21 protein-coding genes and 1 tRNA gene are annotated in these 24,339 nt (G+C 64.0%); 7 read left to right on the top strand and 15 right to left on the bottom strand.

The window, feature by feature from the left end:
* Window positions 1-11: 11 nt before the first annotated feature.
* Window positions 12-839: a tetratricopeptide repeat protein gene (locus AC5ZG5_RS06305; protein WP_456641608.1), complete on the bottom strand. Its 828-nt coding sequence runs from the start codon at window positions 837-839 to the stop codon at window positions 12-14.
* A gap of 164 nt (window positions 840-1,003) precedes the next feature.
* Entirely contained in the window at window positions 1,004-1,249 is a 246-nt protein-coding gene (locus AC5ZG5_RS06300) for a PilZ domain-containing protein (protein WP_028166833.1), read from the bottom strand.
* Window positions 1,250-1,529: 280 nt separating this feature from the next.
* Here AC5ZG5_RS06300 and AC5ZG5_RS06295 point away from each other — a divergent pair, with 280 nt between their 5' ends.
* The gene (locus AC5ZG5_RS06295) at window positions 1,530-3,224 is read left to right on the top strand and encodes a Na/Pi cotransporter family protein (protein WP_456641607.1); all 1,695 of its coding nucleotides are present in this window, start codon (window positions 1,530-1,532) and stop codon (window positions 3,222-3,224) included.
* Between the two features lie 339 nt (window positions 3,225-3,563).
* Window positions 3,564-3,968 (top strand): EF-hand domain-containing protein, encoded by a 405-nt coding sequence (locus AC5ZG5_RS06290; protein ID WP_456641606.1) that lies wholly within the window; start codon window positions 3,564-3,566, stop codon window positions 3,966-3,968.
* Between the two features lie 75 nt (window positions 3,969-4,043).
* On the opposite strand, the gene AC5ZG5_RS06285 is transcribed toward AC5ZG5_RS06290, so the two are convergent.
* Window positions 4,044-4,451 carry a hypothetical protein gene (locus AC5ZG5_RS06285; RefSeq protein ID WP_028166831.1) on the bottom strand — a complete coding sequence of 136 codons (408 nt, stop codon included), beginning with the start codon at window positions 4,449-4,451 and terminating at the stop codon, window positions 4,044-4,046.
* 397 nt (window positions 4,452-4,848) lie between these two features.
* On the opposite strand from AC5ZG5_RS06285, the gene AC5ZG5_RS06280 reads away from it, so the two are divergent.
* Window positions 4,849-5,133 (top strand): hypothetical protein, encoded by a 285-nt coding sequence (locus tag AC5ZG5_RS06280; protein WP_456641605.1) that lies wholly within the window; start codon window positions 4,849-4,851, stop codon window positions 5,131-5,133.
* Between the two features lie 39 nt (window positions 5,134-5,172).
* Here the strand turns inward: AC5ZG5_RS06280 and AC5ZG5_RS06275 are convergent, their stop codons facing one another.
* Together AC5ZG5_RS06275 and AC5ZG5_RS06270 are read right to left on the bottom strand one after the other, a co-directional pair.
* Window positions 5,173-5,646, bottom strand: a complete 474-nt coding sequence (locus AC5ZG5_RS06275) for a carboxymuconolactone decarboxylase family protein (RefSeq protein WP_130223494.1) — start codon at window positions 5,644-5,646, stop codon at window positions 5,173-5,175.
* A 25-nt stretch (window positions 5,647-5,671) separates the two neighbouring features.
* Complete coding sequence (locus tag AC5ZG5_RS06270) at window positions 5,672-6,094, bottom strand: cupin domain-containing protein (protein WP_456641604.1); 423 nt, start codon at window positions 6,092-6,094, stop codon at window positions 5,672-5,674.
* An 88-nt stretch (window positions 6,095-6,182) separates the two neighbouring features.
* Between AC5ZG5_RS06270 and pdxR the strand changes: the two genes are divergently transcribed.
* A complete protein-coding gene (gene pdxR, locus AC5ZG5_RS06265) occupies window positions 6,183-7,595 on the top strand; it encodes a MocR-like pyridoxine biosynthesis transcription factor PdxR (RefSeq protein ID WP_130223498.1) in 1,413 nt (470 codons plus the stop codon).
* A 24-nt stretch (window positions 7,596-7,619) separates the two neighbouring features.
* Here the strand turns inward: pdxR and AC5ZG5_RS06260 are convergent, their stop codons facing one another.
* From AC5ZG5_RS06260 to AC5ZG5_RS06220, 9 genes are all read right to left on the bottom strand, one after another.
* On the bottom strand, window positions 7,620-7,958 hold the full coding sequence (locus tag AC5ZG5_RS06260) for a lipid-A-disaccharide synthase N-terminal domain-containing protein (protein ID WP_028166827.1): 339 nt from the start codon (window positions 7,956-7,958) through the stop codon (window positions 7,620-7,622).
* Window positions 7,958-8,719 (bottom strand): glycosyltransferase family 2 protein, encoded by a 762-nt coding sequence (locus AC5ZG5_RS06255; protein WP_456641603.1) that lies wholly within the window; start codon window positions 8,717-8,719, stop codon window positions 7,958-7,960. Before AC5ZG5_RS06255 ends, AC5ZG5_RS06260 begins: the two co-directional genes overlap by 1 nt.
* Window positions 8,720-8,801: 82 nt before the next feature.
* Window positions 8,802-9,659, bottom strand: coding sequence for a phosphatase PAP2 family protein (locus tag AC5ZG5_RS06250; RefSeq protein ID WP_456641602.1), 858 nt, complete (start codon window positions 9,657-9,659; stop codon window positions 8,802-8,804).
* A gap of 3 nt (window positions 9,660-9,662) precedes the next feature.
* Window positions 9,663-11,408: an ArnT family glycosyltransferase gene (locus AC5ZG5_RS06245; RefSeq protein WP_456641601.1), complete on the bottom strand. Its 1,746-nt coding sequence runs from the start codon at window positions 11,406-11,408 to the stop codon at window positions 9,663-9,665.
* A gap of 74 nt (window positions 11,409-11,482) precedes the next feature.
* Entirely contained in the window at window positions 11,483-13,708 is a 2,226-nt protein-coding gene (gene pbpC / locus AC5ZG5_RS06240) for a penicillin-binding protein 1C (protein ID WP_456641600.1), read from the bottom strand.
* Entirely contained in the window at window positions 13,705-18,912 is a 5,208-nt protein-coding gene (locus AC5ZG5_RS06235) for an alpha-2-macroglobulin family protein (RefSeq protein WP_456641599.1), read from the bottom strand. Before AC5ZG5_RS06235 ends, pbpC begins: the two co-directional genes overlap by 4 nt.
* Before the next feature lie 286 nt (window positions 18,913-19,198).
* Window positions 19,199-19,858: a class I SAM-dependent methyltransferase gene (locus AC5ZG5_RS06230; protein WP_456641598.1), complete on the bottom strand. Its 660-nt coding sequence runs from the start codon at window positions 19,856-19,858 to the stop codon at window positions 19,199-19,201.
* Window positions 19,859-20,131: 273 nt separating this feature from the next.
* Window positions 20,132-20,208, bottom strand: a tRNA-Arg gene (locus tag AC5ZG5_RS06225).
* A gap of 682 nt (window positions 20,209-20,890) precedes the next feature.
* Window positions 20,891-21,340: an arsenate-mycothiol transferase ArsC gene (locus AC5ZG5_RS06220; protein ID WP_130225730.1), complete on the bottom strand. Its 450-nt coding sequence runs from the start codon at window positions 21,338-21,340 to the stop codon at window positions 20,891-20,893.
* Window positions 21,341-21,686: 346 nt separating this feature from the next.
* On the opposite strand from AC5ZG5_RS06220, the gene AC5ZG5_RS06215 reads away from it, so the two are divergent.
* The 3 genes from AC5ZG5_RS06215 to AC5ZG5_RS06205 all read left to right on the top strand — a co-directional run bounded on the left by AC5ZG5_RS06215 (window position 21,687) and on the right by AC5ZG5_RS06205 (window position 22,835).
* The gene (locus AC5ZG5_RS06215) at window positions 21,687-21,932 is read left to right on the top strand and encodes an H-NS histone family protein (protein ID WP_456641597.1); all 246 of its coding nucleotides are present in this window, start codon (window positions 21,687-21,689) and stop codon (window positions 21,930-21,932) included.
* Between the two features lie 329 nt (window positions 21,933-22,261).
* Window positions 22,262-22,528, top strand: a complete 267-nt coding sequence (locus AC5ZG5_RS06210) for a hypothetical protein (RefSeq protein ID WP_456641596.1) — start codon at window positions 22,262-22,264, stop codon at window positions 22,526-22,528.
* Between the two features lie 166 nt (window positions 22,529-22,694).
* On the top strand, window positions 22,695-22,835 hold the full coding sequence (locus AC5ZG5_RS06205) for a hypothetical protein (protein WP_165435194.1): 141 nt from the start codon (window positions 22,695-22,697) through the stop codon (window positions 22,833-22,835).
* A gap of 326 nt (window positions 22,836-23,161) precedes the next feature.
* Here the strand turns inward: AC5ZG5_RS06205 and AC5ZG5_RS06200 are convergent, their stop codons facing one another.
* Complete coding sequence (locus AC5ZG5_RS06200; RefSeq protein WP_456641595.1) at window positions 23,162-24,283, bottom strand: helix-turn-helix transcriptional regulator; 1,122 nt, start codon at window positions 24,281-24,283, stop codon at window positions 23,162-23,164.
* Window positions 24,284-24,339: the final 56 nt, after the last annotated feature.

The following is a 24,339-nucleotide window of genomic DNA, read 5'->3' as shown; positions in this document are numbered from 1 at the left end:
GGCACCGCGCGTCAATCGGAGCTGCCGACCGCAGCAACTGGGATCTTCTCGGTACCTCCCCGCGGTCCTTCCTTGCGGGCCAGCACACGCTTCAATGCGGCGACATTGGCGACGGCTTCCTCCGGCGGCACATCCGCCTTCACGATGCTCTCCGCCTCGCCGGCGCGGCCCTGCAGGCCGACTGCGAGCGCCAAATTGGCCTTGATCCGCTGATCGTTCGGCGCGCGGGTGCGGGCTTTGCGCAGCGTCTCCTCGGCCAGCGGCAATTCCTTCGACAGCACGTAGGACAGCCCGAGATTGGACAGCACCGACGGCTCGTCGGGTGCGATCTTGAGCGCGCTCGCATAGTATTGCCGCGCCTCGTCGTGGCGGTCGAGCTGATCGAGCGCGGCTCCCTGCGCGGACAGGATCCGCCAATCCGGATCATCCGGGCTGTGGGCGCGGCCGAGCACGTCGAAGGCCTGCTGGAAATTGCCGTTGTCGGCGAGCGCGCGCCCATAGCCGGCGAGCAGCGCCTTGTTGTTCGGCTGCGCCATCGAGGCCTGCTCGAGGATCGCGACCGCCTGCGCGCGCTGCCCGGTGGCGCGCAGCGCCTTGGCGTATTGCAAGGCTGCGGCAGCGTCCTTCGGATTGGCCTTGAAGCGCTCGTGATAGCTCTGAAGGTCGCGCCGCGGGTCGGCGCTTGGCCGGCTGTCCTCGGCCGTGTCGCCGAGCGATCCCGTGATGTCGGAAGGGAGGGAGGTCTGGCAGCCGCTAAGCGCCAGCACCAGGGCCGCCGATGCTGCCGCGCCGACGAGGAGCCTTGCGGCGGAAGATCGGTGAAGCAACTTCTGGGACATGTACCCTGACCACGGTCGGCGATTGCCCAGAATGCTTCGCAGCTTAACCCTAAATCCGGGTTAAGGAGGCGCGCTACACAGGATGTTCGACCCGATATCGAACCATCTTCGCGCCTTTGTTGCTACCGACGACATGCATCATCGACAGCGGCACAACTTGCAGTCTAATCGACGAACTGTGCGCCGAACTCGCAGCCGATCCGCCAGGCGAGACGGCATTGGCGCGGGCTGCCGTTCGACAGGATGATGGTGAACTCAGAGGGAATTTCCGCATATTCGGCGATCACCTTGACGCCGCCATCGGAGATATCAGTGATCATGCAGTCCCGCGGCAGGGTGCCGGTGCCGAACTGGATCTTGGCGAGACTCCTGCACAGACGACGCTCGCTCTTACGTCGATTGACGAACATGTCGACCCCGGCCCCTGCTCATTGATTAGCGCGTTTGTTCTTCTGCTGTAGCGAGAAATCGTTGGAATCCGGCTAGCGGGACTGCTCGCAGTTGAACTGTCGGCTTCAGATTCCATTTACCGGCTCTGCGGGCCTTCTCCTCGAAATGACGTAATCTCGGGCAAACGGGGCGCTGGCACAGATGAACGCCCGCGTCCATTCCTTGGGAACAAATGGGTTGATCCGCCGTCGTTTGGCGATAGCCTGACCCTTTGTCCGGACTTCCAGGAAACTGACGAGCATGGGAAGCATGGTTCTCCTCGATCTGATGGGTGGCGTGGCACTGCTGCTGTGGGGCCTGCACATGGTCCACAGCGGGATTCTGCGCGCATTCGGGCCGGATCTGCGCATCCTGCTGGCAAAAGCGCTGAACAACCGATTCACCGCTTTCGCCGCGGGCCTCGGCCTCACCGCCCTGCTTCAGAGCTCGACCGCCACCGCCCTGATCACAAGTTCGTTTGCATCCGAAGGGCTCGTGAGCCTGGTTCCGGCGCTGGCAATCATGCTGGGTGCCAATGTCGGCACCACGCTGATCGTGCAGATCCTGTCGTTCAACATCGCCGCAATCGCCCCGCTCCTCTTCATCATCGGGCTGGTCGCGTTCCGCAGCGGGCCGCGCTCGCGCATCAAGGATATCGGCCGCGTCTCGATCGGGCTCGGACTGATGCTGCTGGCGCTGCACATCCTCCTCGACACGCTGGCGCCGGCGGAGAATGCGCCCGGCGTGCGCGTCGTCATGAATGCGATCACCGGCGATCCCGTGCTCTGCATCTTCATCGGCGCCGTCGTCACCTGGCTGGTGCATTCCAGCGTCGCCAGCGTGCTCCTGGTGATGTCGCTCGCCTATTCGCAGTTCATCACGCCCTATGCGGCGTTCGCGCTGGTGCTCGGCGCCAACCTCGGCAGCGCTATCAATCCGCTGTTCGAAGGCGCCCGACGCGACGATCCGGCGAGTTACCGGTTGCCGCTCGGCAATCTCATCAATCGCGTCATCGGCATCCTCGTGGTCGCCCCGTTCCTCGGTCCGATCGCCGCGCATCTGTACGCTTTCCAGCCCGATCTCGCCAAGGCGACTGCGCTGTTCCACATCGCTTTCAACGTCGCGACAGCGGTTCTCTTCATTGGCGTGCTCGACAGTCTGGCACGGCTGCTCGGAATGCTGCTGCCTCGCCGCATCCGGGATACCGATCCGGCCCGGCCGCGCCATCTCGACGAGAGTGCGCTGGAGACGCCGTCGCTTGCGCTCGCCGACGCCGCGCGCGAAGCACTGCGCATGGGCGATATCGTCGAAGAGATGCTGCGTAAGGTGATGGCGGCGATGATGACGGGTGACCGGGTGCTGGTCGACCAGGTGTCGCGGATGGACAACAGCGTCGACAGCCTCGACGAGGCGATCAAGCTCTATGTCACGAAGCTCACCCGCGGCAGTCTCGACGAGCGCGAAGGCCAACGCGCGATGGAGATCATCTCGTTTGCGATCAACCTCGAACATATCGGCGACATCATCGACAAGAACCTGAGCGAGCTCGCCACCAAGAAGATCAAGCGCCGGCTGCAGTTCTCGCCCGAGGGCACCGAGGAATTGCAGGCGTTCCACAGGCGCACGCTGGACTCGCTCCGGATCGCGTTCGGCGTCTTCATGTCGGGCGACGTCAGCGAGGCGCGCAAGCTGGTTGCGGAAAAAGCCGCGCTGCGCAGTGCCGAGTTCGCCGCCACCGAGCGGCACCTCGAACGCCTGCGCGAAGGTCGCCCAGAAACCATCGAGACGACGTCCCTGCACCTCGACGTGCTGCGCGACCTCCGCCGCATCCATTCGCACATCTGCTCGGTCGCCTATACCGCGCTCGTCTCCGCCGGCGAACTCGCCGCCGATCGCAGCACCGAAAGTGATGTCGGTGCGCTGCCGGGGACCGTGGCACAGCCGACGCCGCGGTAGTTGATCGCTGCGTCAGGCCCTATCCCGCCGGCTCTCACTCCGGCTTCGTCCCCGCTTTCGCCAGAACGACGTTGTCATTGCGAGCGCAGCGAAACAATCCATAGCGCCGCAAGTGGAGTCATGGATTGCTTCGCTGCGCTCGCAATGACGGGGTGAGGTCTGACTCAAATGTCAAGCAACGTCGGGATATGAGTCTACGTTCTCGCGGCGCTTTGCGTCCGAGCTCTGCTTCACTTTCCATCCTCTCCAGGCTGCCTCGGCGAAGCCGAGATCAGAGGATCAATATCTCTCGTGCGGCATTAATGGGACGGGGGACACAAGTTTCCGAGGAGGCTCGAAATGTACACGCGCGTTCTAGGATTCACGGTATCTGCTCTCGTTCTGGCGAACGGCATTGTCGGCGCGATTGCACAGGACCGAATGACGCCTCAGCCAGATCAGCAACAAATGCAATCCCATCCCACCAGCCAGGACGGCGCGAGCACGATGGGACAAGGCGGTATGACGGGGCACGGCATGATGGGAGGACATATGATGGGGCGCGGCATGATGGGTGGGAGCGCGATGGGACCACCCTTTATGATGCGTATGATGTTCGCTCTGATGGACGCCGACAGCGATGGGACCATCTCACTGCAGGAGTTTCAGACAGCTCACGAACGGATTTTCAAGGCGATGGACAGCAATAGAGATGGCAAGCTTACCCTGGAGGAGATGCAAGCGTTCATACACGGGACGAGGTGATCGGCTCCGAGCGGATGGCGCCTCGTCTCGTGCGCCATCCGCTCCTGCAATCGATCTTTTGCGAACAAGCGAGCCTTAAGCCTTCAGGTCCGTGATCCGCATTATCGCGACCACATTCCCATCGTTGTACGCCTGCTCTTTCGTGTCCTTGTTGCAGGTCCAGACAAAGTTTTTCTTGGCCGTAAAGGTCTTTCCTTCCTGTTCAATCCGAAGCTCCCCCTCCGGGATATGACAGATCATGGCATTCATCATCGGGGGACCCATCGTCTTCGACCCCGGCTGCATAATGACATCGCGCATTGAGACGGTCTTAAAGCCGGGAATGATGGATGGTGTCTCACCGTCGTAGGCACGGACCACGACACCTGGCCACGGCGTGGTGTCCTTGTAGCCCGAGGTTTGAGCGGCGGCTGGCTTCATCATAGCCGCCGAAGCCGCTGCCAAGCCGATTCCCAGCGCGGACCTTCGATCGATCTTGCTCATCGCTTTTCTCCCGACGTTGCGCAACGAGCCGCTGCAAAAGCGGCGCGCAAAGTTCGTGGTGAATGGTGGTGCGAACCGAAAAAACGGTCTCTTAAGAGCGCGTGCCTGCCGATGGCGCCAGTGCTGCTCGTTCGCCCCGGACGGTGATTTCGGCACGTCCCGCCTGAAGGGCAACTGCATTCTACGTGATCTGACGCACCTGGGAAACATGTTGCGTCGCCCGAAGACACGATTGCCATACGTTCGGAGGTGTGCACCGTGAGGCCGCAAACGCTACGAGTCACGCAGAAGTGCGTCAATCATCTCCGACGTAATTTCATCCGATGAGAGATCGACCAGCGCGTAAGATTCCGCATGGCGCAATAACGTCAGGACAACTGACAATACGTGCGGTGCTTTGGCGCTTAATCTCTCATCCGGCGACAAGAAGTACATTGACGGTGCCTGCGTGCTGGCCGACAGTGAGGGCGACAAGATTTTCTCGACCTTCGATACGCGCGATCTCGACAAGTCCCAGGCGAAGATGGATTGCGGCACTCATATCATCACCGGCGGTACCGGGAAGTATAAGGGGATCACCGGGAGCGAACCATTTGCTTGCATCAATATGCCTGCGCTGGCAGGCGCGGGTGACTATTTTGCGATGGACATCCCGCACAACACGTCGTGGGAAATCAAATAGCACGAACTTGGACGCCCGGTGTCGACGACCGGGCGTCGATTACTGAACGAGAGCCCTGTTATTTTCGAGTACTGCCTGTGGCGTGTTCCGGAAGCCGATGGCCAACCGGTTGTAGACATTCATCAAGCCGATCGCGATCGTGAGATCGACCAGTTCCTTTTCCTCGAGGACTGTGCGCGCGGCGTTGAATGCTTGATCCGGTATGCCGGTCTCTGACACACGTGTCACCGTTTCGGCCCAGGCAAGCGCGGCACGCTCACGCTCGCTGAAGAGATGGCCAGCCTCCGCCCAAGCCTGCACCAGCGCAAGCTTCTCGACCTTCACACCCTTCTTGATGAGGTCGCGGGTGTGCATGTCGAGGCAATAGGCACAGTTGTTGATCTGCGAAACCCGCAAGTAAACCAGGTCAACCAGCTCGGCGGGAAGACCGCTCTGCATGATATAGCCATAGACGCCGCCAAGGGCTTTTACGCCGTTCGGCGCGACTTGGTTGTAATCGAGACGCTTGGTCATCGTTATTCTCCTTGGTCTTCAGGCTCTATTTGACTGGTGTGGTCAGTGCCTTGTCGTCGGTATCGACGACGAAGACAGCGAGCAGCTTTGCCGGCTCGGTCCTGCTCGCATTGCGGCTGATAGAATGGCTGGCGCCGGGTGGTTCGGACCAACTCCCACCCGCCTTGTAGACCCGCGTTGCTCCGTCGTTCACCTTCGACTCGATGCTTCCGGAAATGACATAGGCGTAGATGAAGGACGATTTTGCGTGGGTATGCGGAGCCGAGGCTCCACCCGGCGGGTAGTCGACGACCACCGCGATCAGAGACTTGCCGGGAATGTTGGGTATCGTCTGCTCGAAGTTCGTCGTGACCTTGCCGCCGACATCCTGGGCGGAAATGGGCGAAGCAGATGCAATGGCAATGGCAATGGCAGCGGATGCTGCGGCAATGACAGTTCGTATCTTCATGGCTCTCACCTTTCGCTCCATTAAATGTCCTCCCCTTAGGTCGGAAAAAAGCACCAAGAACGCACGAAAATCGTGTACTACGAGCCACGTGACCAAGCCGCTCAAATTGGAACTCGACCGCTCTGCGAAGACGCCGCTGGCTGAGCAGATCCGAAAGGGTATCGGCGCGGCGATCGAGAGCGGCGTGCTCGCACCCGGCGCGCGCCTGCCGTCCTGGCAGGACCTTGCGGCGCAGCTTGGCGTCGCCCGCGGCACTGTGCGCGCGGCTTACGAGAAGCTGTCCGCAGCGCAGCTCATCGTCGCTTCGCGGGCCGCCGGCACCCATGTCGCGGATCGGCCTCGCGCAGTCACCCGCTCCGAGCAGCCGCCTGATCCGGGCTCGTTCATGGAGATGTATCGGGAGATGACCCAGGGACCGGCCATCTTTCAGATGGGGGTACCTGCAAAGGAAACATTTCCGGCCACGCTGCTCGCACGAATCCGCGCCCATGCCATTCGCACTGAGGCGCGCGCAGCACCCATTTACCCGGACCCTCGCGGTGAACTTGAACTGCGGCGGGAAATCGCCGCCTATCTTGCCATCGCCCGTGGTATCGAATGTTCGGCCTCGCAGGTCATCATAACCGGGGGATACAGCGGCGGACTCGGACTGGCGCTCCGCGTCCTTGGCCTCGAGGGACAGAAAGCCTGGACAGAGGACCCCGGCTTCCCGTTCACCCGCCACGGCCTGGAGCTCGCAAGATTATCGCTTGTACCAATACCAGTCGACGACAGCGGCATCGATGTCGACCATGGGCTGCGCCACGCCCCGGACGCCAAGCTGGTTGTCGTCACCCCCGGGCAGCAGGCGCCGCTCGGGGTTACTCTATCACTGGAACGCCGATTGCGTCTGCTCGATTGGGCCGCTCAAGCAAGCGTATGGGTGATCGAAGACGACTATCTGAGCGAACTGCAGCTCAGGGGGCGAGCCGCGCCGGCGCTCGCCTCACTTGATCGCGCCGGGCGCGTCATCCACATCGGCTCCTTCAGCAAGACCATCAGTCCGACCTTGCGGCTCGGCTTCCTCGTCGCGCCCGCCTCGCTCTCGTCGCGCTTCGCGGAGGTCGCCGCGTGCCTGGCGCCGCCGCCCGGGCCGTCCGTGCAGCTCGCGACCGCCGAATTCATGCGCGAAGGCCACTACCTGCGCCATCTTCGGCGCACCAAACGTGCCTACTTTGCTCAGCGCGACGCCTTGCTGGAGTGCCTGCGGCCGCACGTCGAGGCTGCCAGCATCACAACGGCGGGATTGGCGGTGCTGCTACGATTGCCCGACGGCGCGCCGGACACATCCATCGCCAGGGAAACCCTCGCGTTCGGAATGGCACCATCCGCTTTATCAACTTGGTACGCACGGCCGGATTCCGGACGATCGGGGCTTCTTCTGGGCATCGCGACGGTGCCAAACAAGCACCTGGCGAAATCCTGCGATCGTCTTTGCGGGATCATCGAGCGCTTCAAGTGAGAGTCGTGCGGTTACCGGGCTCCCTCAGCGATCCAGCGTCCTCGATCCCTTCCCGCGACTCTTCACGATCAGCATGATGTTTCTGACATAGATGATCGTGGCCAGTCCCTGGCCAAGAATGATGACCGGCTCACGCTTGGCGATGCCATAGATCAGCGTCATCAATCCGCCGCCCATCGAGAAGAACCAGAATGCCATCGGCACCACGCTCTGTCCGGCGCGCTCGCTCGAAATCCACTGCACCAGGAAACGCGCGGTAAACAGCAATTGCGCGACCAGGCCGAACGCAAGCCAGAAATCGAACTTGGCGACGAAGACGTCGTAGAGGTAGTTGCCGAGCGCCTCACCGTACTGAATCAGCATCACTGCTCCTCGGTCACCTCGGTCACTTCCGTGACCACGGGCGTCGGCCTCTTGCGGCGGATCAGCCACCAGACGCCGGCGAGATCCATGATCCCAATCCAGAGCCGGTCGAAGAAGCCGTAGTTCGAGACGCCGGAATGGCGGGGACGGTCGACCACGTCGACATAGGCGATCTCAAAGCCCTCGCGGCGGACCAGCGCCGGCAGGAAGCGATGTAGCCCGTCGAAATAGGGCATCATCAGGAACACCTCGCGCGGAAATGCCTTCAATCCACAGCCGGTGTCGCGCGTGCCGTCGCGCAGGATCGCGCCGCGCACGGCATTGGCGATGCGCGATTGCAGTTTCTTGAAGCCGGTATCCTTGCGCCCTACCCTCTGGCCGGCGGCAAGCCCGATGCGGCCGCTCCCGTTCTCAACCGCGGCAATCAGATCCGGCAGGAACGAGGGATCGTTCTGGCCGTCGCCATCCAGCGTCGCGACGATCGCGCCGCGCGCGGCACGGACGCCGCTGCGCACGGCCGCCGATTGCCCCGAAGAGGCCACGTGCCGGAGCTGGCGCAGATTGGAGCGCTCCTTCATGGCCGCGCCGATCCGCGATGCGGTCGCATCGGTCGAACCGTCATCGACATAGATGATCTCGTAGACCCAGCGGCGGCCAAGCGCGGCAGCGATCTCCGCAATCAGCGGCGCGATGTTCTCGGCCTCGTTGCGCACGGGCACAACGATGGAGACGGCCACCGCGGTCTGGTCGGAAAAAGGCAATTCGGCACTCTTGGCTGGATATTCGGCTCTTTGGACGGCCTTGCGGCCGGAACCGCCTGATACGGCGTCACGGCGCCCGCTTTTATGGGGCGGAAGCGCGCCCGGCAACCCTTTTGGCAACCCTTTTGAGGCGGTCCAGTGACGGGCCGGCAAGGGGGTAGATCGTGCCGTCGCGCTGGATCGCAAAGCCGAGCCGCCGGGCCGCAAACCAGTAGCGCACCGCCATGGCGCAGATCACGCCGACCAGCGCGCCGCCGACCACGTCGCTCGGGTGATGCGCCAGCAATACCAGACGGGTGGCGCAGATCACGAGGGCATAAATCAGCATCACGAACCGCAGCCGTGGCCACAGTGCGGAGACCGCAAAGGCCAGCGCAAAGGCAGTGGTCGCATGCCCGGAGGGAAAGCTCGCATAGGCCTCGCTGCCGGCGAAATGCGAGAAGTTGAAGGCGTTGGGCTCGCCGCCCACAAACGGCCGGCCGCGCCCGACGACCCATTTCAGGAGGTCGCCGACCATGACCGGGAACAACACCGCGAAGAACAGGAACTGCAACCGCGTTCCTAGTCCCAACAGCAGGGATCGCCGAATGCCGTGCAGCGCCGGCGCAATGATCGCAACCAGGATCAACAGTCCGGCCACGGTCCAAAGCACATAGGCATCCTTGCCGAAATCGGTGAGAATGCGGACCCACCACAGGCTTGCGGTACCGCGCGGCGGCATCAGCTTGATCTCAGGCACATCGAACGCAAGCATCAGCACAATGATGGCGGCGCCGATGATCGCGATCAGCGCCAGCCCGTGCCGCGCCGCGCGCCGGCCGGCTTCGGCGCGACGCGAATGCGACGGCGCGCGCACAAGCTGGGCAAGCGACCGCCCCGTCAGCGTGGCCAAGCGCGCCGGATAGCTTGCGGATTCATGGCGAACGACCGGCGCCGACATTTTCTACTGCACGTCCTCGGAACGGTAGATGCCAATGGAGATCGGCCTGCCCTGCGAGATGTTATAGCCATCGATGCGCATCGCCGCGCTGTAGCGCAAACCGATCGCCTCGGCCCGCTGCACGAAATTGCGCTCGGAACGCGCCTCCACCAGCGCAAACCGGCATGCGCCCTGCGCCAGGAAATCCGCAGCGCCCGAACCGTCGGTCAGGACGATCGAGGTGTCGGTCGAAAAGACCAGGCTCGGCTCGTGATAGCCGGCCGAGGCCAGCTTCGGACTTGGGCAATTGGCGTAGCGCAGAAGGTATCCGACCTCGGCGCTCGGAAACAGCGGCTTCAACGACGGCACCACCAGGCCATAGATGGCAATTGCAAGCAGCATCGCCGCGATCACCGCATTCAGGAACGAGCGCTCGGCGCGGCTGTCCTCGAACATCCACCAGGCGGCCAGGCCGAAGATCATCGCACCCGCCAGGAGCGGCCAGGCCGGAAACGCGGGCTGATGGGTCAGCTTGATTGCGCCAGCCACCGCAATCACGGCGGCGATCGCGGGGATCGCGAACCACCAGGCCGAGCCGCGGATCAGCCAGATGGAGCGCGACAGCACGCGCCGTTCCAGCGCACCGACGGTCAGGATCGCGATGGCGGGATAGAGCGGCAGCACGTAATGCGGCAATTTCGTCAGCACCGCCTCGAACACGATCCAGGACGGGATCAGCCAGGCCAGCAGAAACTGCGCGCCGGGCTCGCGCCGCGCCCGCCACACTGCCGGTGCCGCCATACCTGCCAGCGGCGCCCCCGGCCAGAACGTGATCCAGAACAGGACGAGATAGAGCCCGGGCGGCGCGCCATGGGATTCCTGCGCGCCGAGCTTGCTCAGCATGTCGCCGCCGACGGAGTCGGCGAAGAAGGTTTCGCCGGCGCGCAAGAAGATCAGGACGAACCACGGCAGCACCAGCACCAGGCACCACATCAGGCCCCAGACCGGGCGCATGCGGGAGAACCACTCCAGCGAGCGGTCGAGGATCGCCAGGGCCGCGATGGCGAGCCCGACGAACATCAGGATCAGCGGCCCCTTGAGCAGGATGCCGCCGGCCAGCGCAGTCCAGAAGATCGCAGGCGGCGCCCACGGCGGATGCGCGGGATCCTCGCCGCGCTGCCAGGACAGATATACCCGTGCCAGCGCCCCCATCGCGGCCGTGACTGACAGCAGCAGCATCGCATCGGTCTTCGCCAGACGCGCCTCGGCCCCGAGCAGCACACAGCTTGCCATCATCAGCGCCGCCAGCGCCGCGCCGCGCCGGGTGACGAAGGCAAGCGCGGTCCAGTAGGTCAGAAGCACGGCGCCGATCGCGCCGATCAACGACGGCGCCCGGTAGAGCCAGATCCGTGTCTGCGCCCGCGGCATGCCGAGGGCGGACGCCGTTTCAACGACTGCGGCCTGCAACCAGTAGATGCCGACCGGCTTCTTGTAGCGGACATCGTCCTGGAAGCGGATGTCGACGAAATCGCCGCTCTCGACCATTTGCTTGGTCGCCTGCGCAAAGCGCGCCTCGTCGCGGTCGATCGGCGGGATGGCGAAGAAGCCGGGCAGGAACAGGATCAGGCAGCACAGCACCAGGAACAGGACCGAGCGCTTATGATTGGCGGTCGCAAACTCGAATGCGAGCGCCAGCCTGCGGCTGGAATGCGCAGGTTTTACAGGCTGTTGCCCTGCTCCGAAACGTCTGACATTGACGGTCTCAACCATGGGCTTCGCATACGATGAAACCGTAGGCCAAACAACCGCAGAGGTTCCGTTTTGTCCCCTGTGTGGGCTCCGGGTCACTGCACCCGGATGACCACCGTATCGGCGGCCCCGGTGGCGTCGATCACGGTCAATCGCGCAAAGCCGGGGCCCGGCGGATCGATCAGGCGCTGGCGGCGGCTATCGAGATCGCCAATCGCGACCCCGTTGACCAGCATGGTTAACGGCAGGACACCGCCGGCGACCTTGACCGGCATTGGCGTGACCTCGCCGCCGGCCGCCCGATCAACATCGATGCGCGAGCCGTTCACCGGGAACTGGATATGCGGTGCCTGATCGCTGCCCGCCCGGACCAGTTCCCCTATGGGACGGAACCGGCGCAGCGGGAGCGGCAGCTTGGCGTTGCCGCTGACCAGCGTTCCCTTCGGCGCCCTCGGCAGCGCCGCCGGAATCCTGCCGGTCCGCGCAAAGGCGTCGAACAGGATCGGCGCCGCCGCGCTGCGCCCGATCAGCCCCGGCACCGGCGCGCCGTCGGGACGGCCGACCCAGACGCCGATGGTGATGCGGCCATCGAAGCCGACCGACCAAGCGTCGCGGTAGCCATAGCTGGTGCCGGTCTTGAAGGCGATCCGGTTGTGCACACCGTTTTCCGGCGGCGGCGTGCCGATCAGGACATTGCCGACCTGCCAGGCGGCAACCTGGTCCATCAGCCGCATCGGCTCGCGCTCGTCCTGTGCCAGCATGATTTCGCGAAGCGGCTTGGTGGTGCCGAGCCGGGGGAAGCCGGCATAGAGCTGCGCCAGATCCTGCAAGGTGATACCGACGCCACCAAGCCCCATCGCAAGGCCGGGCGCTTCGTCCTTCGGCAGCACCAGGCTGGTGCCCGCCTGCTTCAGGCGCGACGACAACCGGCTCGCGCCGACGCGGTCGAGCAGCGCGATCGCGGGCACGTTGAGCGACAATTGCAGCGCCTTGCGCACCGGCACGGTGCCCTGGAAGGTCATGTCGAAATTTTCGGGCGCGTAAGAGCCGAAGCGGGTCGGGCGGTCGTCGATCAGGCTCTCGGGGTGCACAAAGCCGTCCTCGAAGGCGAGGCCATAGATGAACGGCTTCAGCGTCGAGCCGGGCGAGCGCACCGCGCGCGTCATGTCGACCTGCCCTGCCCGGCGCTCGTCGAAATAGTCGGGCGAACCGACGCGCGCGAGAATGTCGCCGCTCTCATTGTCGACCGCGATGATGGCGACCGAAATATTCGGCCCTTGCGCGATGGCACGATCGCGGGCGAGAGATTCGAGATTCTTCTGCAGCGTGGCGTCGAGCGTCAATCGGATGACGGACGCATCCTTCATCGTCGCCAGCGCCTGGTCGGCGGAATGCGGCGCCAGGATCGGCATCGGCTTGCGATATTTCGGCACGGCTTCCGACTTGGCCTGCGCCGCATCATCGACGGGCAGCACGCCCTCTTCCACCATGCGATCGAGCACGCGGTCGCGCCCCTCGCGCGCGGCGTCCGGATAGCGATCGAGCCGCCGCCGCTCCGGCGATTGCGGCAGTGCGACCAACAGCGCCGCTTCCGCCAGCGTCAGCCGCTTCGGCTCCTTGCCGAAATAGGCGATCGATGCCGCGCGCACGCCTTCGAGATTGCCGCCGAACGGCGCCAGCGCGAGATAGAGGTTGAGGATCTCGTCTTTGTCGAGTTGCCGTTCAATCTCAACGGCGCGCACGATCTGGCGCAGTTTGGCGTAGAGCGAGCGCTCGCGCCGCGGCTCCATCAGCCGCGCCAGCTGCATCGTGATGGTCGAGCCGCCGGAGACGATGTGGCCGAAGGTAATGAGCTGCAACGCGGCGCGCGAGAGCGCCAGCGGATCGACGCCGCGATGGGAATAGAACCGACGATCCTCGTAGCCGAGCAACAGCTTCAGATAAGTCGGATCGACTGATGTCTTCGCATCGACCGGCAGCCGCCAGCGGCCATCCGCCATCGCGTAGGCACGCAGTAATTTGCCATTGCGGTCGACGATTGTGGTGGAGACCTTTCGCGCGTCTGCCAGCGGCAATGGGCCGAGGGAGATGGCCCAGACGGTGAAGGCAGATGCAGTGACAATGAGAACAGCCGCAGCAAACGCAGCGATGCGTATGCCGCGCCGCCTGCTACCACGGACGTCATGGCCGGGCCTGTCCCGGCCATCCACGTTCTTCTCCGCGGCAGGCGTGGATGCCCGGGTCAAGCCCGGGCATGACGATGGTGTCTGTGGAGACGCCGTCCCCTTCATGGCACCGTCCCTCATCCCACCATCACTCATTTCGCCGCGCGTACCTCCACGGTGCCGGTGCCGGTGCGGCCGTAGCGCGAGAGGTTGTACATGTCCTCGACATAGGCCTGCGGCAGCACGTATTTGCCCGGCGAGACCGCGCGGACGACATAGGCCACCGTGAACACCGACTTGGCGTCGTTGGCGCGGTCGATCGCTGCGGTGAAGCGGTCATCGCGGAACTCAGTGTGCTTGGGCTCCTCGCCGTCCTCGATCCAGTCGAGCGTGCCGGAGTCGCCGGAGGATACGAGGTGCGGGTTGTCGATCTCGAGGCCGGCCGGCAGATAGTCCGACACGATGATGTGGCCGTATTCCGGCTTGGCTTCAGTGATCTTCAGCACCACGGCGAAACGATCGTTCTGTTTCGCCTTGCTGACGTCGGCCGGCTTGCCGTCGAGCGTGAAGTAATTGCGCTCGATCTTGAAGCCGTTCGAAGCGGCCGGCTCCGGCGTCACCGGCGAGCCCGACACGGAGACCACGACCTGCACCGGCGCTTCACCGGTATTGGTGATCTTGATCGGCTTGCCGGCCATCGCCTCAGCCTTGTAGCTGCGGAACACCGCTGTCTTGACCGGCTGTCCGTCGACGTCGAGGCTCAGCGTTTCCTTGGCGAGCGCGCGGGCGGCCAGCACCAGCCAGGCATTCTCCTGGGTCGAGGTGTAAGGCGTCAGCCCCCGCGCCGCCTCGACGCGCGCGACGGCGCCGATCATGGTCGCACGCGGTGCGTTGCCCTCGCCGGCGAGCGAGACCAGCGCGGCGGCATCGCGCAGCGCCGAGCCGTAATCGGTGCGGCCGAACTCAAGCACCGGCTTTGGATTGAGCGCCTCGAGCGCGGCGGCATAGACCCGCTCCGCCCTCGCCCGGTCGCCGACCAGCGCCAGCGCGGCCGCGAGTTGCGATTTGGCGATCGGGGTCGCGAGGTTGTTCAGCTTGGTGTCCGCGAGGTAGCGCAGGTCGCCGATCGGGGCCGCGCCATTGCGGGCGAGCACGTAGAGGCCATAAGCGAGATCGCGGCCACCGTCCTTCTCCGGCTCGTTGGCGTTGACAACGGCGTTGCGGATGCGGTCGAGCGCGCTCTTGAACAGCACGTCCGGCACCACAAACCCCTTCTCGCGGGCGCGGGTCAGGAAGGCGGTAACGTAAGCATCGAGCCAGGCGTCGTCGCCGCCGGCCGACCACAAACCGAACGAGCCGTTCGGGCCTTGGCGGGCGAGCAGCCGCTCGATCGCGTCCTTGATGCGCTGGTCGGCCGCGGTGTCCATCGCCAAATGCGCCCCGGCGGCGAGGTCGTTGACATAGAGCAGCGGCATCGCGCGGCTCGTGATCTGCTCCGAGCAGCCATACGGATAGCGGTCGAGCGCCTTGAGGATGGTGGCGGCGTCGAGCGCAGTCGACAGGCTCGCCGACACCGACACGCCGCCTGTGCCCTGCACGAGGTCGGTGAACATGTCAGACGTCAGCGTCAGGCTGTCGCCCTTCGCCAGCGTGCGGACCGAGCGCCGCGCGAGCACCTGCGTCGCCGGCTTGACATCGAGCGCGTAGTGGCGCGCCAGCGTCAGGCCGTTCGGGCCTGTGATGTCGACATCGAGATTGCCGGCGCCGGCTCTGCCGGCATCGAGTGCCAGCGACAACGAGGTGCGCTGCTTGGCGGCGAGCCTTACCGTGGTGGCAGGATTGCCCGAGAGCTTCACCGGACCGGACGCCTTGACGTTGATGATGTAGTCGCCGGCTACGCCCTCGACATTGTCGATATCCATGCTCATGGTGCCGTGATCGCCATTGAGCAGGAAGCGCGGCAACGTCGCGGTCAGCACCACGGGATCGCGCACGATGACATCGGTGGTGGCGCGGCCGAGCTTGGTGGCGCTCCATGCCACCGCCATCACCCGCGCTGTGCCGGCGAATTCCGGAATGTCGAAGCTGATCTCGGCGGTACCATCGGCGCCGACGGTGACGATGCCGGAATAGACCGCAAGCGGCTTCTGCGTGGGCGGCGAGCCCTGCAATTCGGCGCCGCCGGAATCGCCGCCTGTCCTGATCTGGCCGCGCGTGCCCTGCATGCCGTCGATGAGCTGCCCATAGAGGTCGCGGATTTCGGCCGTCAGGCGGCGCTGGCCGAGATAGTAATCATCAGGCGCCGGCGGCTTGTAGTTGGTGAGGTTGAGGATGCCGACATCGACGGCAGCCACCACGACCTTGGCGTCCTCGCCGGGATTGAGCCCGTCGAGCTTGACCGGGATATTCAACGCCGAGCCCGGCCGCACCAGCGACGGCGGCGAGAGCGTCACCGCGAGCGTGCGAGCCTTTTTGTCGATACCAAACCATTTCAGGCCGATCGCGCGGCCCGGCATGCGCTGCGCGGCGGTATCGAGCGGACGGCGCAAGGTCGTCATCACATAAGCGCCCGTGCCCCAGTCCTTGCCGACGGTGAGCCTGACCTGCTGCGTGCCTTCCTTGACGTCAACGGTCTGCGTCGTCAGCAGGCGATCGCCGAGCACGTTCACGGTCAGGCGCCCGGCGGAGCGGGCATTCACCGAGACGACCATGGTATCGCCGGACTGGTATTCCGGCTTGTCGATCGAGGTCTCCAACAGATCCGGCGTGTCGGCGCTGCCATCGGAATACCAGCCGACATCGAACTGCACCGAGGTCAGCGGACCGTCGGCATCGCTGGACTTGACGTCGAGGCGGTAGCGGCCCGGCTGCGGCGCGAACGACAGCCGCGACGGCTTGTCGGCGGCGAGATTGACGTCGCCATCGGCAACGCGGCTGGTCGACTTCACGGGTTCAAAATCCCAGGACGAGCCCTGGCGATACCATTGATAGCGCGACTCGATCTTCAGGAGTTCGTAGCGCAGGCCGTTGCGCGCGAGCTGCTTGCCGTCGGGATCGACGAACACGACGTCGAACTCGGCCTTGTCGCCCTCGGCCACGCTCTTGTCGCCGAATAGCGGCTTGATGCCGATCAGCGAACTCGCCGGCGCCACCGGGAGCACGATCTTCCGCTCAACCGAGCGACCGCCGGTCTCCGCCATGCGGACGAAGATCTGCGCTTCCTGCGGCCGGGTCGAGGTCGGCGCCTTCTCCAGCTTCACCGGGAAGACAGCCGTGCCCTTGGCGTCCGACTCCGGCAGGTTCTCGATCGGGGTACGCTCATTGCTGGCGCTCTCTTCGTCGGCGACGCCGAACTGGTAGCCGGGATAGCCGGGACGGCCCGAGGCCGCCGTCGTCACCAGCATGTCGCCTTCGAGCTGCAGCCCGGAAGCCGGCGCGCCGTAAAGGAAATGACCGTCGACCTTAAGTTCCACTGGAACTTCAGCTTTGATGACCTTGTCCTTGGCGGTCAGGTCGAATTCGATCCGCTCGGGGATGTAGTCCTCGACCATGAAGGTGGTCTCGCCGACCGAAGAGCCCTTCGGATCGGTGAACGCACGCACGCGCCAGGTGCCGGTCGGCACCGCCGAATTGAGCGCGACGGCCATGGTGCGGCCGCCGGCGCCCTGGTCGGGCAGCACGGCGCGGCGGAATTCAACGCCGTCGGGACGCTCGATGACCAGCGTCAGCGGGCCGCCGGTCATGGCGTTGCCCTGCCCGTCCCGCAAGAGCGCGGTGAGATAGACGGTCTCGTTGGAGCGGTAGACGCCGCGCTCGGCATAGACGAAGGCATCGGCGCCCGAGGGCACCGCGCGACCTGCGACACCACGATCGGTCAGATCGAACGCGTTGGACTTGAGGCTCAGGAACGCATAGTCCGCCTTCTCGCTCATCACGGTCAGCAGCGCCGGCGACAGGCCGCCCTCGCCGCGCGCCAGCCCGGCTTCGAACAGCACGTGGCCAGTCTCATCGGTCTTGCGCGTGGCCAGGATCTCGTTGTTGCGGGCGACCAGCTTCACGTCGACTTTCGCGACCGGCTCGGTGGACGCCAGCGAATTGACGAAGACATGGATGCCGTCATTGCCGGAGAACGCCGTCAGCCCCATGTCGGAGACGATGAACCATTGCGTCGCCAGCGTGCCGTCATCGTCGCTGCTCGGCCCCTTGGCGGCGGCGGTCATGACATAGACCCCGGGCTGCAGGTCGCCGAGCGCCTGGTCGACCGGGAACGCGGTGACAACGTCCTGGTTGAGCGTGGTCGCGGTCGCGAGTTCGCCGGACCAGACCTTCATCCCGCGCTGGTCGCCTAGGTCGGAGAGCTGGTAGCTGCTCAGCGTGCGCTGGAAGTCGCTGTCGATCACCGTGTTGATCAGGTTGCGGTCGCCGATCCGGAACACGTTGATGGTGACGGCCGGCGTGTTGACGCTGACCACGGGGATGCCGCGCTGGCCGGTGCGCGGCAGCACATAGGCGCGACCGGTAAAGCGCACGAACGGCTTGCGGTCGCGGACATAGATGTTGAACTCGGCCGACTTCGGCAGCACCTCTTTCACGGTCGACGGGAGGCCGGCGCGCAGGTTGATGTTGTAGCGCTCGCCGTGCTTCAGCCCGTCGACGCAGAGCTGCTTGCCCTCAGTGGTGAGCGCCGGCTTGTCGTTGCCGGCAAGCGCCACGAACGGCGCGAAATCGACGCGCTTGGCCAATTCCTCGGAGAACTGGAAGCAGGCCCGCGGCGTGGCGCCATCGGAATCCACGCTGTAGTCGAGCAGCCGGAAGCCATGCTCGTCCCGCATCTTCTCATATTGGCCGCGGACCTCGGCGACCTCGCGCATGTCGAGCGACATCCTGAAAGCATCGAGCGCCGGCCGCCACAGTTTGCGATCCGAAAATGCCCGGCCGAGAACGGCCAGCGCATCGGCCTCCTCTGCCTGGTTGCCAGCACGCTGGTAGGCGATGTAGGCGGCGGTCGAGGCGCGCTCGAGCAGGAAGGTCTGCTCGCTCGAGGTCGACGTGCGGATCTGGAAGATGGTGCGGGCGAGCCGCAGCCAGTTGTTGCTGTCCTCCGGCGTGGTGGCGGCGATCTGGCCGAGGATCTGCAAGCCGGAGCGGAAGTCGGCGCGGCGGAAGGCGGCATCCGCATCGGTCTTCAGCGTAGCCGTGCTCTTGGCGACCGGCCCCGCCTCGCTCTTGATCTGCGCCTCCAGCTTGATCGCGGAATCGGCAAGGTCGTCGCGTTTGAACGCCTTGTCAGCCGCCTGCGCCGTCGCGAGGCCAAGCGCCAGCGTTGCGCAAAAAGCTGCGACACGAACCAAACCAACCATGACGGATCTCCCGGGGCGGCGAACGAACGCCGCGTGACGAATAAAAGGGCGCGAAAAGGTGACAGACTGATGGCGCGGAAACAACGTAGCGAAGAAGTCGCAAACAGGCATTGCCAAACCAGTCATTATCCCCGGCCAGCGGAGCGCCGGCACGGCAGGCGGTGACCGTGGACCGCAACCCGCGCTCCACCCGCACGCCTTTGTCGCCCGATACGAGAAAATGGTTCGGATCGAGTTGCCGAAAAATCGGATCTTTCGCATCGGCAGGCTGGGCGGGTACCCAGCCTTAGTGTCGAACGAAGCGGAACTGCTGGGTGCCGTGCTCGCGCGGATCCGGGCTATGCTCGGCGACGCGATAGCCCTCGTGCGCGGCGAGGAATGATTGCGCCGGAATCCAGTTCCTGGCGTACTTGACGAGCTTGTCCTTCGACGTCGGCAGCGCTCCCGGTCCATTGTCGCTGAGGAAGGATGTCTGCACCTCTGCCTTGGCATTGGCGTCGCTGATCGGCACGCGATACCATGCCATCGCCGCAGGCCGCGTGGCACACAAAGTGCGGATGGTCTCGATTGCTTCCGGGACGTATTGGATGGCGCCGTTCGAGTGCATCAGCTCGATGTCTCCGAGCCAGTCGGCGGCTTCGCGGATATCGCTGAAGAACATCAGCCGATTGGTCGCCAACTGACGCGCGCGGCGCGCCATGGCCGGCGTTTCCACCACCGCCCAGCGGATGTCCGGCGCCTGCTTGCGGGCGAGCTTGTAATGCAGGCCGGCGCCGCCTCCGAAATCGAGCACTGAATTGATCCCGGCCACGAGCGGCCAGTCGCCGGTAGGATCGTAAGCGATGGTCTTGTGGAAGATCGTCTCGACCAACTCCTCGCTCTCATACCCCTCGATGACTTCGCGAGGCGGGAACAGCTTGCGTTTTACTCTCTGCATCAAGGTCATCGACCCCTCCCGTCCAAGCTTTTTTCGGCAGCGCGCACCTCCCTACTGTCAGAAACATTTGGAAACAATTCGGCCGGGTGCGAATTACGGTCGCGGCCCTTACCTGCGCGAGGGAGATTGCGTCGGCGCTGCAATTCGGTTGGCCCTGCGGGCCTGCCCTGGGCGGTCGCATCTCGGGGATTGCGAGGCCCGCCCGTCTGATTTCAAGGAGGCTGCCGTCAGCCCTGACTGGACTGTGGTGGTGCGGAAGATGGCAGCGGGTGATTCGGCGAATGGCGATCCCAGCAGGATTCGAACCTGCAACCCGCGGAGTAGAAATCCGCTACTCTATCCAGTTGAGCTATGGGACCGTCTTGGCGCGGTATCGGCCATCGAGCCTTTCAATAATATAATCGTGGACCTGCCGCCAGCATGGCAGAGCCCAAAATAACAGTAAAAACATGACGCTGGGATCCAGGCGGAGACCCGCGACGTGGTCTTCCTGACGCCCACCGATCCTGCGCCTGTTCGACGGGGTCGATAAACCGCCGGCGTGGTGTCGCCGCCTCGGTGACGGAGCCCCGGCAACTTGGCAACGGCACTCAAGTCCTGGTCTTCATGGCTGTTCGATCCGGTCGCTGCAACGCGGAATCTCAGCCTCAAGTAGTGGCAGTGGTTTCCCGGATATATCGCGATCACCGCTCAGCGTAAAAGGTATCCAGAGAATGCACGCGTGCGTATGGGAGTTGCGTAATTGCGGCAGAAGCTCCGGATTTCCAGGAACCGACGATCATTATTGGAACTATTTTCACCTGATCTACTCGAACAGCTCGCCGAGTTGGAATGGTTAAGAGAGCAGGTCAGGCAGGCGGAAAAGCTGAATCCGCAGCAGATACTGACTCAATTCAAAGCTTACCGGCAGCAGAAGGCGACCAAGGCCAGGCGGACCGCGCACTAGTCTTCCACACCCACGACGGCCGGCAGATCGATCTCCGTTAGGCTGCCTCCGACGACGGCTGCGCTACGCCTGACGATGAAGACGATCCGCGCCGTTCAGGACGCGCGCGCGTCCGAAAGCGAGCCCAATAGATCGTCGACGTGGCGGTCGATCAAGGCCAAGGCAATGGCAGGCTTGGCGACGTCCACGTCGTCCACATGCCAGTATCTCACCCTGTCCGCCATCTCCGGAAAACGCCGTTCGATGAGCGGCCGATGCTCTGCTTCCTTCAGCGCGATGATCAGATCCGCGCTCTCCAGGTCAGGCAGAGTGCAGGGTTGAGGGTACCGCAAGTTTCCGACCGGCCGGATGCCCCTGGCCTGCAGACCATCGAGAGCGAAAGGCGACATTGGGCCGACATTGTCGGGCGATCCTCTTTCCGCGGCCCCTTTCGAGAAGGCGCGCCAGTTCAACTCGGCCAGCCCTGCGCGGTGATTGAATAGCTCTTCTGCAAACCGGCTGCGGTAATAATTGCCCGTGCACAGGAACAACAGATGATGAGCCATCGCGAAAGAATCATGAGCTGAGAGAGAGCCGCCGTCCCGATTGATATCGATGGTCGCTTTCTTGCGCAATTGCGCGAGGGCTGCAGAAAGGTTCGCAAGGTACGAATTTGATCATCAAATCATCTTGCAGACGATGATGCGCCCTTACACGGATTCGTCATTGTTGAGACACGTTTTGTCGCAGCGTACCCAGCGGGAGGCGGGTGGATAATGAGCGATCATTATGAGGTTGGGATCGTGATGGAGTCATGTCATGAGACGAACCGAACTCAAGCGGATGAGTTCTGACCGTCTGTGGACGTTGCGTGTCGAACTCGCTGGCGTCCTGCGACAGAAGATTCTGTCGATGAAGGCGCAGTTGGAAGATCGTCTGAGGAAGCTGCGGGTCCCCGCTTCGGCGCGTCGGCCATATCCGGAGATACGGCCCAAGTACCGCAATCCTGATCAGCCATCGGAAACCTGGGCTGGTCGAGGCAAGAAGCCACGCTGGCTGGTCGCGCAGCTGAGGTTGGGAAAACGGATCGAGGATTTCAGAATCAAGGTGCGGAAAAAGAGCCGGATCGCCGACGGCCTGGCGCGCGTCGGCAGGTAGTGTCCGGCGGGCGAGGAACGAAACCGCGGGGCCAGCGTCGAATCCCAGCCTCCGGTCGAACGCCCCCTACCCCCACCGGCCGGAGGAAAACCTCCAAGGTTGGCGGCCCCAGCGCACCCTGGGGCCGTTTGATGAGTAGCACGCTCGGGCGAGACGTCTTCCGGGGCAAGGCTCCGCGGCTCGCGCGACCGCTGGAGAGGCACGCGGGAGGCGCTTTGGCATGGTTAATCCCTCGTTGCCGAATTTGGCAAAGGTCTTGCTAATCGCTGCTCCGACACTGCAGCCCCCGACGAGGCTGCGCCGAGTTGGATCAAGCGGGAGCAATGCCCATGGGTGCCGCGTCTCAGACTGGGAATTCCAGCATCACCGCGTTACGTGACGTCATCGTCATCCAGACGATGCTCAAGGATCTGCAAAGGTCTGTCCGGATCCTCGATTGCGATATCGCGACGGAGGAAGCCTCCGGAGGGGTCAGCAACGCTGCGGACCCGCGATATCCGCTGCTCGCCAGAACGCTCTCGACGCGACGGGACAATCTCAAATCGACCATCCGGGCGCTGAGCGACCGCCTGAGCCAACTGACGGCAACGGTGTAGCCCCCTGTTCGGGTGGATAGGCGGGCTGCCGGTTATTGGCGGCCAGAGCAGCCGGTTATTGGCGGCCAGAGAAGATGGGCAGGTTTGCGTCCAGTGCGCCTTGCTGGCGGCGCCGGCATGCCTTAAGGCGGCTCGCAGATTCCCGTCCGCGATTCACTGGAACTCGATGAGAAAACTGCTTGTCACGCTCTCGGCTGCCCTTCTGGTGGGGGCCTGCCTGCTGGTACTCCGGAACGAACTGCACGCAAGGCCCGCCACGCAGTGCGGCTTCTGGGGCGAGATGGAAGCCGGAATGTCCTGCCGGTGAATTCGCCGCCGTTTTCGGCCTTGGAACAATGGCCTGAATTGGGGCAGAGCTGACGCGAGCGGCGAAGATCAATGCCGCCGCGTGGTTTGGCCCCGCCAACCACGCCCCGAGCAAAACCCGGGCGCGCCAATTCCCAAAGCTTGGTCTCGTTGCCATCGTCGGAGGTGAGGCGCTGCTGGCCCCGGCCTCACCCGACCGTCGGTCATGCTGATCTCTTCACCGGTCGCGGGCGCGCCGACATTCCCCAAATGGGAACTGTCCGATGATTTTCTCTGGCGTTCGAGGGCGATACGGCCGGCCTGCCGGGCCTTGCGCCGGCAACCGGGCTATCTGAGCACCAGCCGCGCCAATAGCGCCGCCAGTTCGCCTTGCCGCGACACGCCCACCTTGGAGAACACGCGCTTGAGGATGGTCCGGGCGCTCTCCTCGGTGATGCCGAGCTTGTCGGCGGCGTCGCGCGGCGACTGGCCGGTGCCGACCAGCGCCGTCACCCTGGCCTCGCCCAGCGTCAGGCCGAGCACATCGCGAATCAGCGACGGGTCCGGTGGGCTGCTGTTGTCGGGGTCGACGACAAGGATGAGCAGCCTGGCCTGGGTCAGGAACTGGTTGATGCTGTTGGCCGCCATCGAGACCGGCAGGACATAGAGCGCAAGCGGCCGTCCCGACGTGCGCCGGTGCACGATGATCGGCTTTTCGCCAGCCAGAACATCCTCGGCGCGGTACGCCGCGAGACGTTTCATCGCCGCGGAGGCCGGCGAATTCAGCGCCAGCGATCCCGCGGCAAGCTTCTCCTCCACGATCTCGAGCCCATCCCCGAGCAGCGACTCCGCCTTCGGGTTGGAGAAGATCACGCGGCCGACCGAATCGAGCACAAAGACCCCGGTTCCCAACCTCGCGAGCGCGGCGCCGAGGCCAAGCTTGCTTAGTTCGGAGTCCATCAGGCGAATGCCAAGGCGAAGCGAGCGCTCGACGTGACGGCCGAGTTGGGCCACGAGATCGAGCTCGGCGTCGCTATAGACCGGCTTGCTGCTCGCGCGCTGGATGCTCATCGCCACCTCGATCTTCGCATCCGGCGAGACCGTTGCGGCGGCGAAATATTTCAGGCCGTGTTTCCGAAGCAGCTCGGAATAGAAGGGGTCGGTTGCGATGTCCTCGTCGGAGACGACGTCACGGTCGGTCAGGACATCACGATTGAAGAAATAGCCGCGCTCGCGCGCACGGATCGCGCGGATATCCCGAAACGTCCACTCGCGCATGTATTCTTCCGCGATCACATCGAGCGAGGCGGACTGGATGGCGCCAAAACTTCCGTCGTCCCTGCCATAGAGCAGGATAGCGCCGACATCGTCGAGGCAATCGGCAATGCTCTGCAGGGCCAGCGGCCAATGCGACGGCTCCGCCGCGGATTGATAGATGGCGTCGATGGCCTTCAGCAGATGATGCGACATTGAACCGACAAACCGAATGACGAGTGAACGCGTGGCAATCAATCACGAGGATTGAA

The sequence above is a fragment of the Bradyrhizobium sp. Ses1 genome (genome assembly GCF_059512365.1).
Note: the sequence above shows the minus strand (reverse complement) of the source record. Positions and strands in the feature narration are given on the sequence as shown.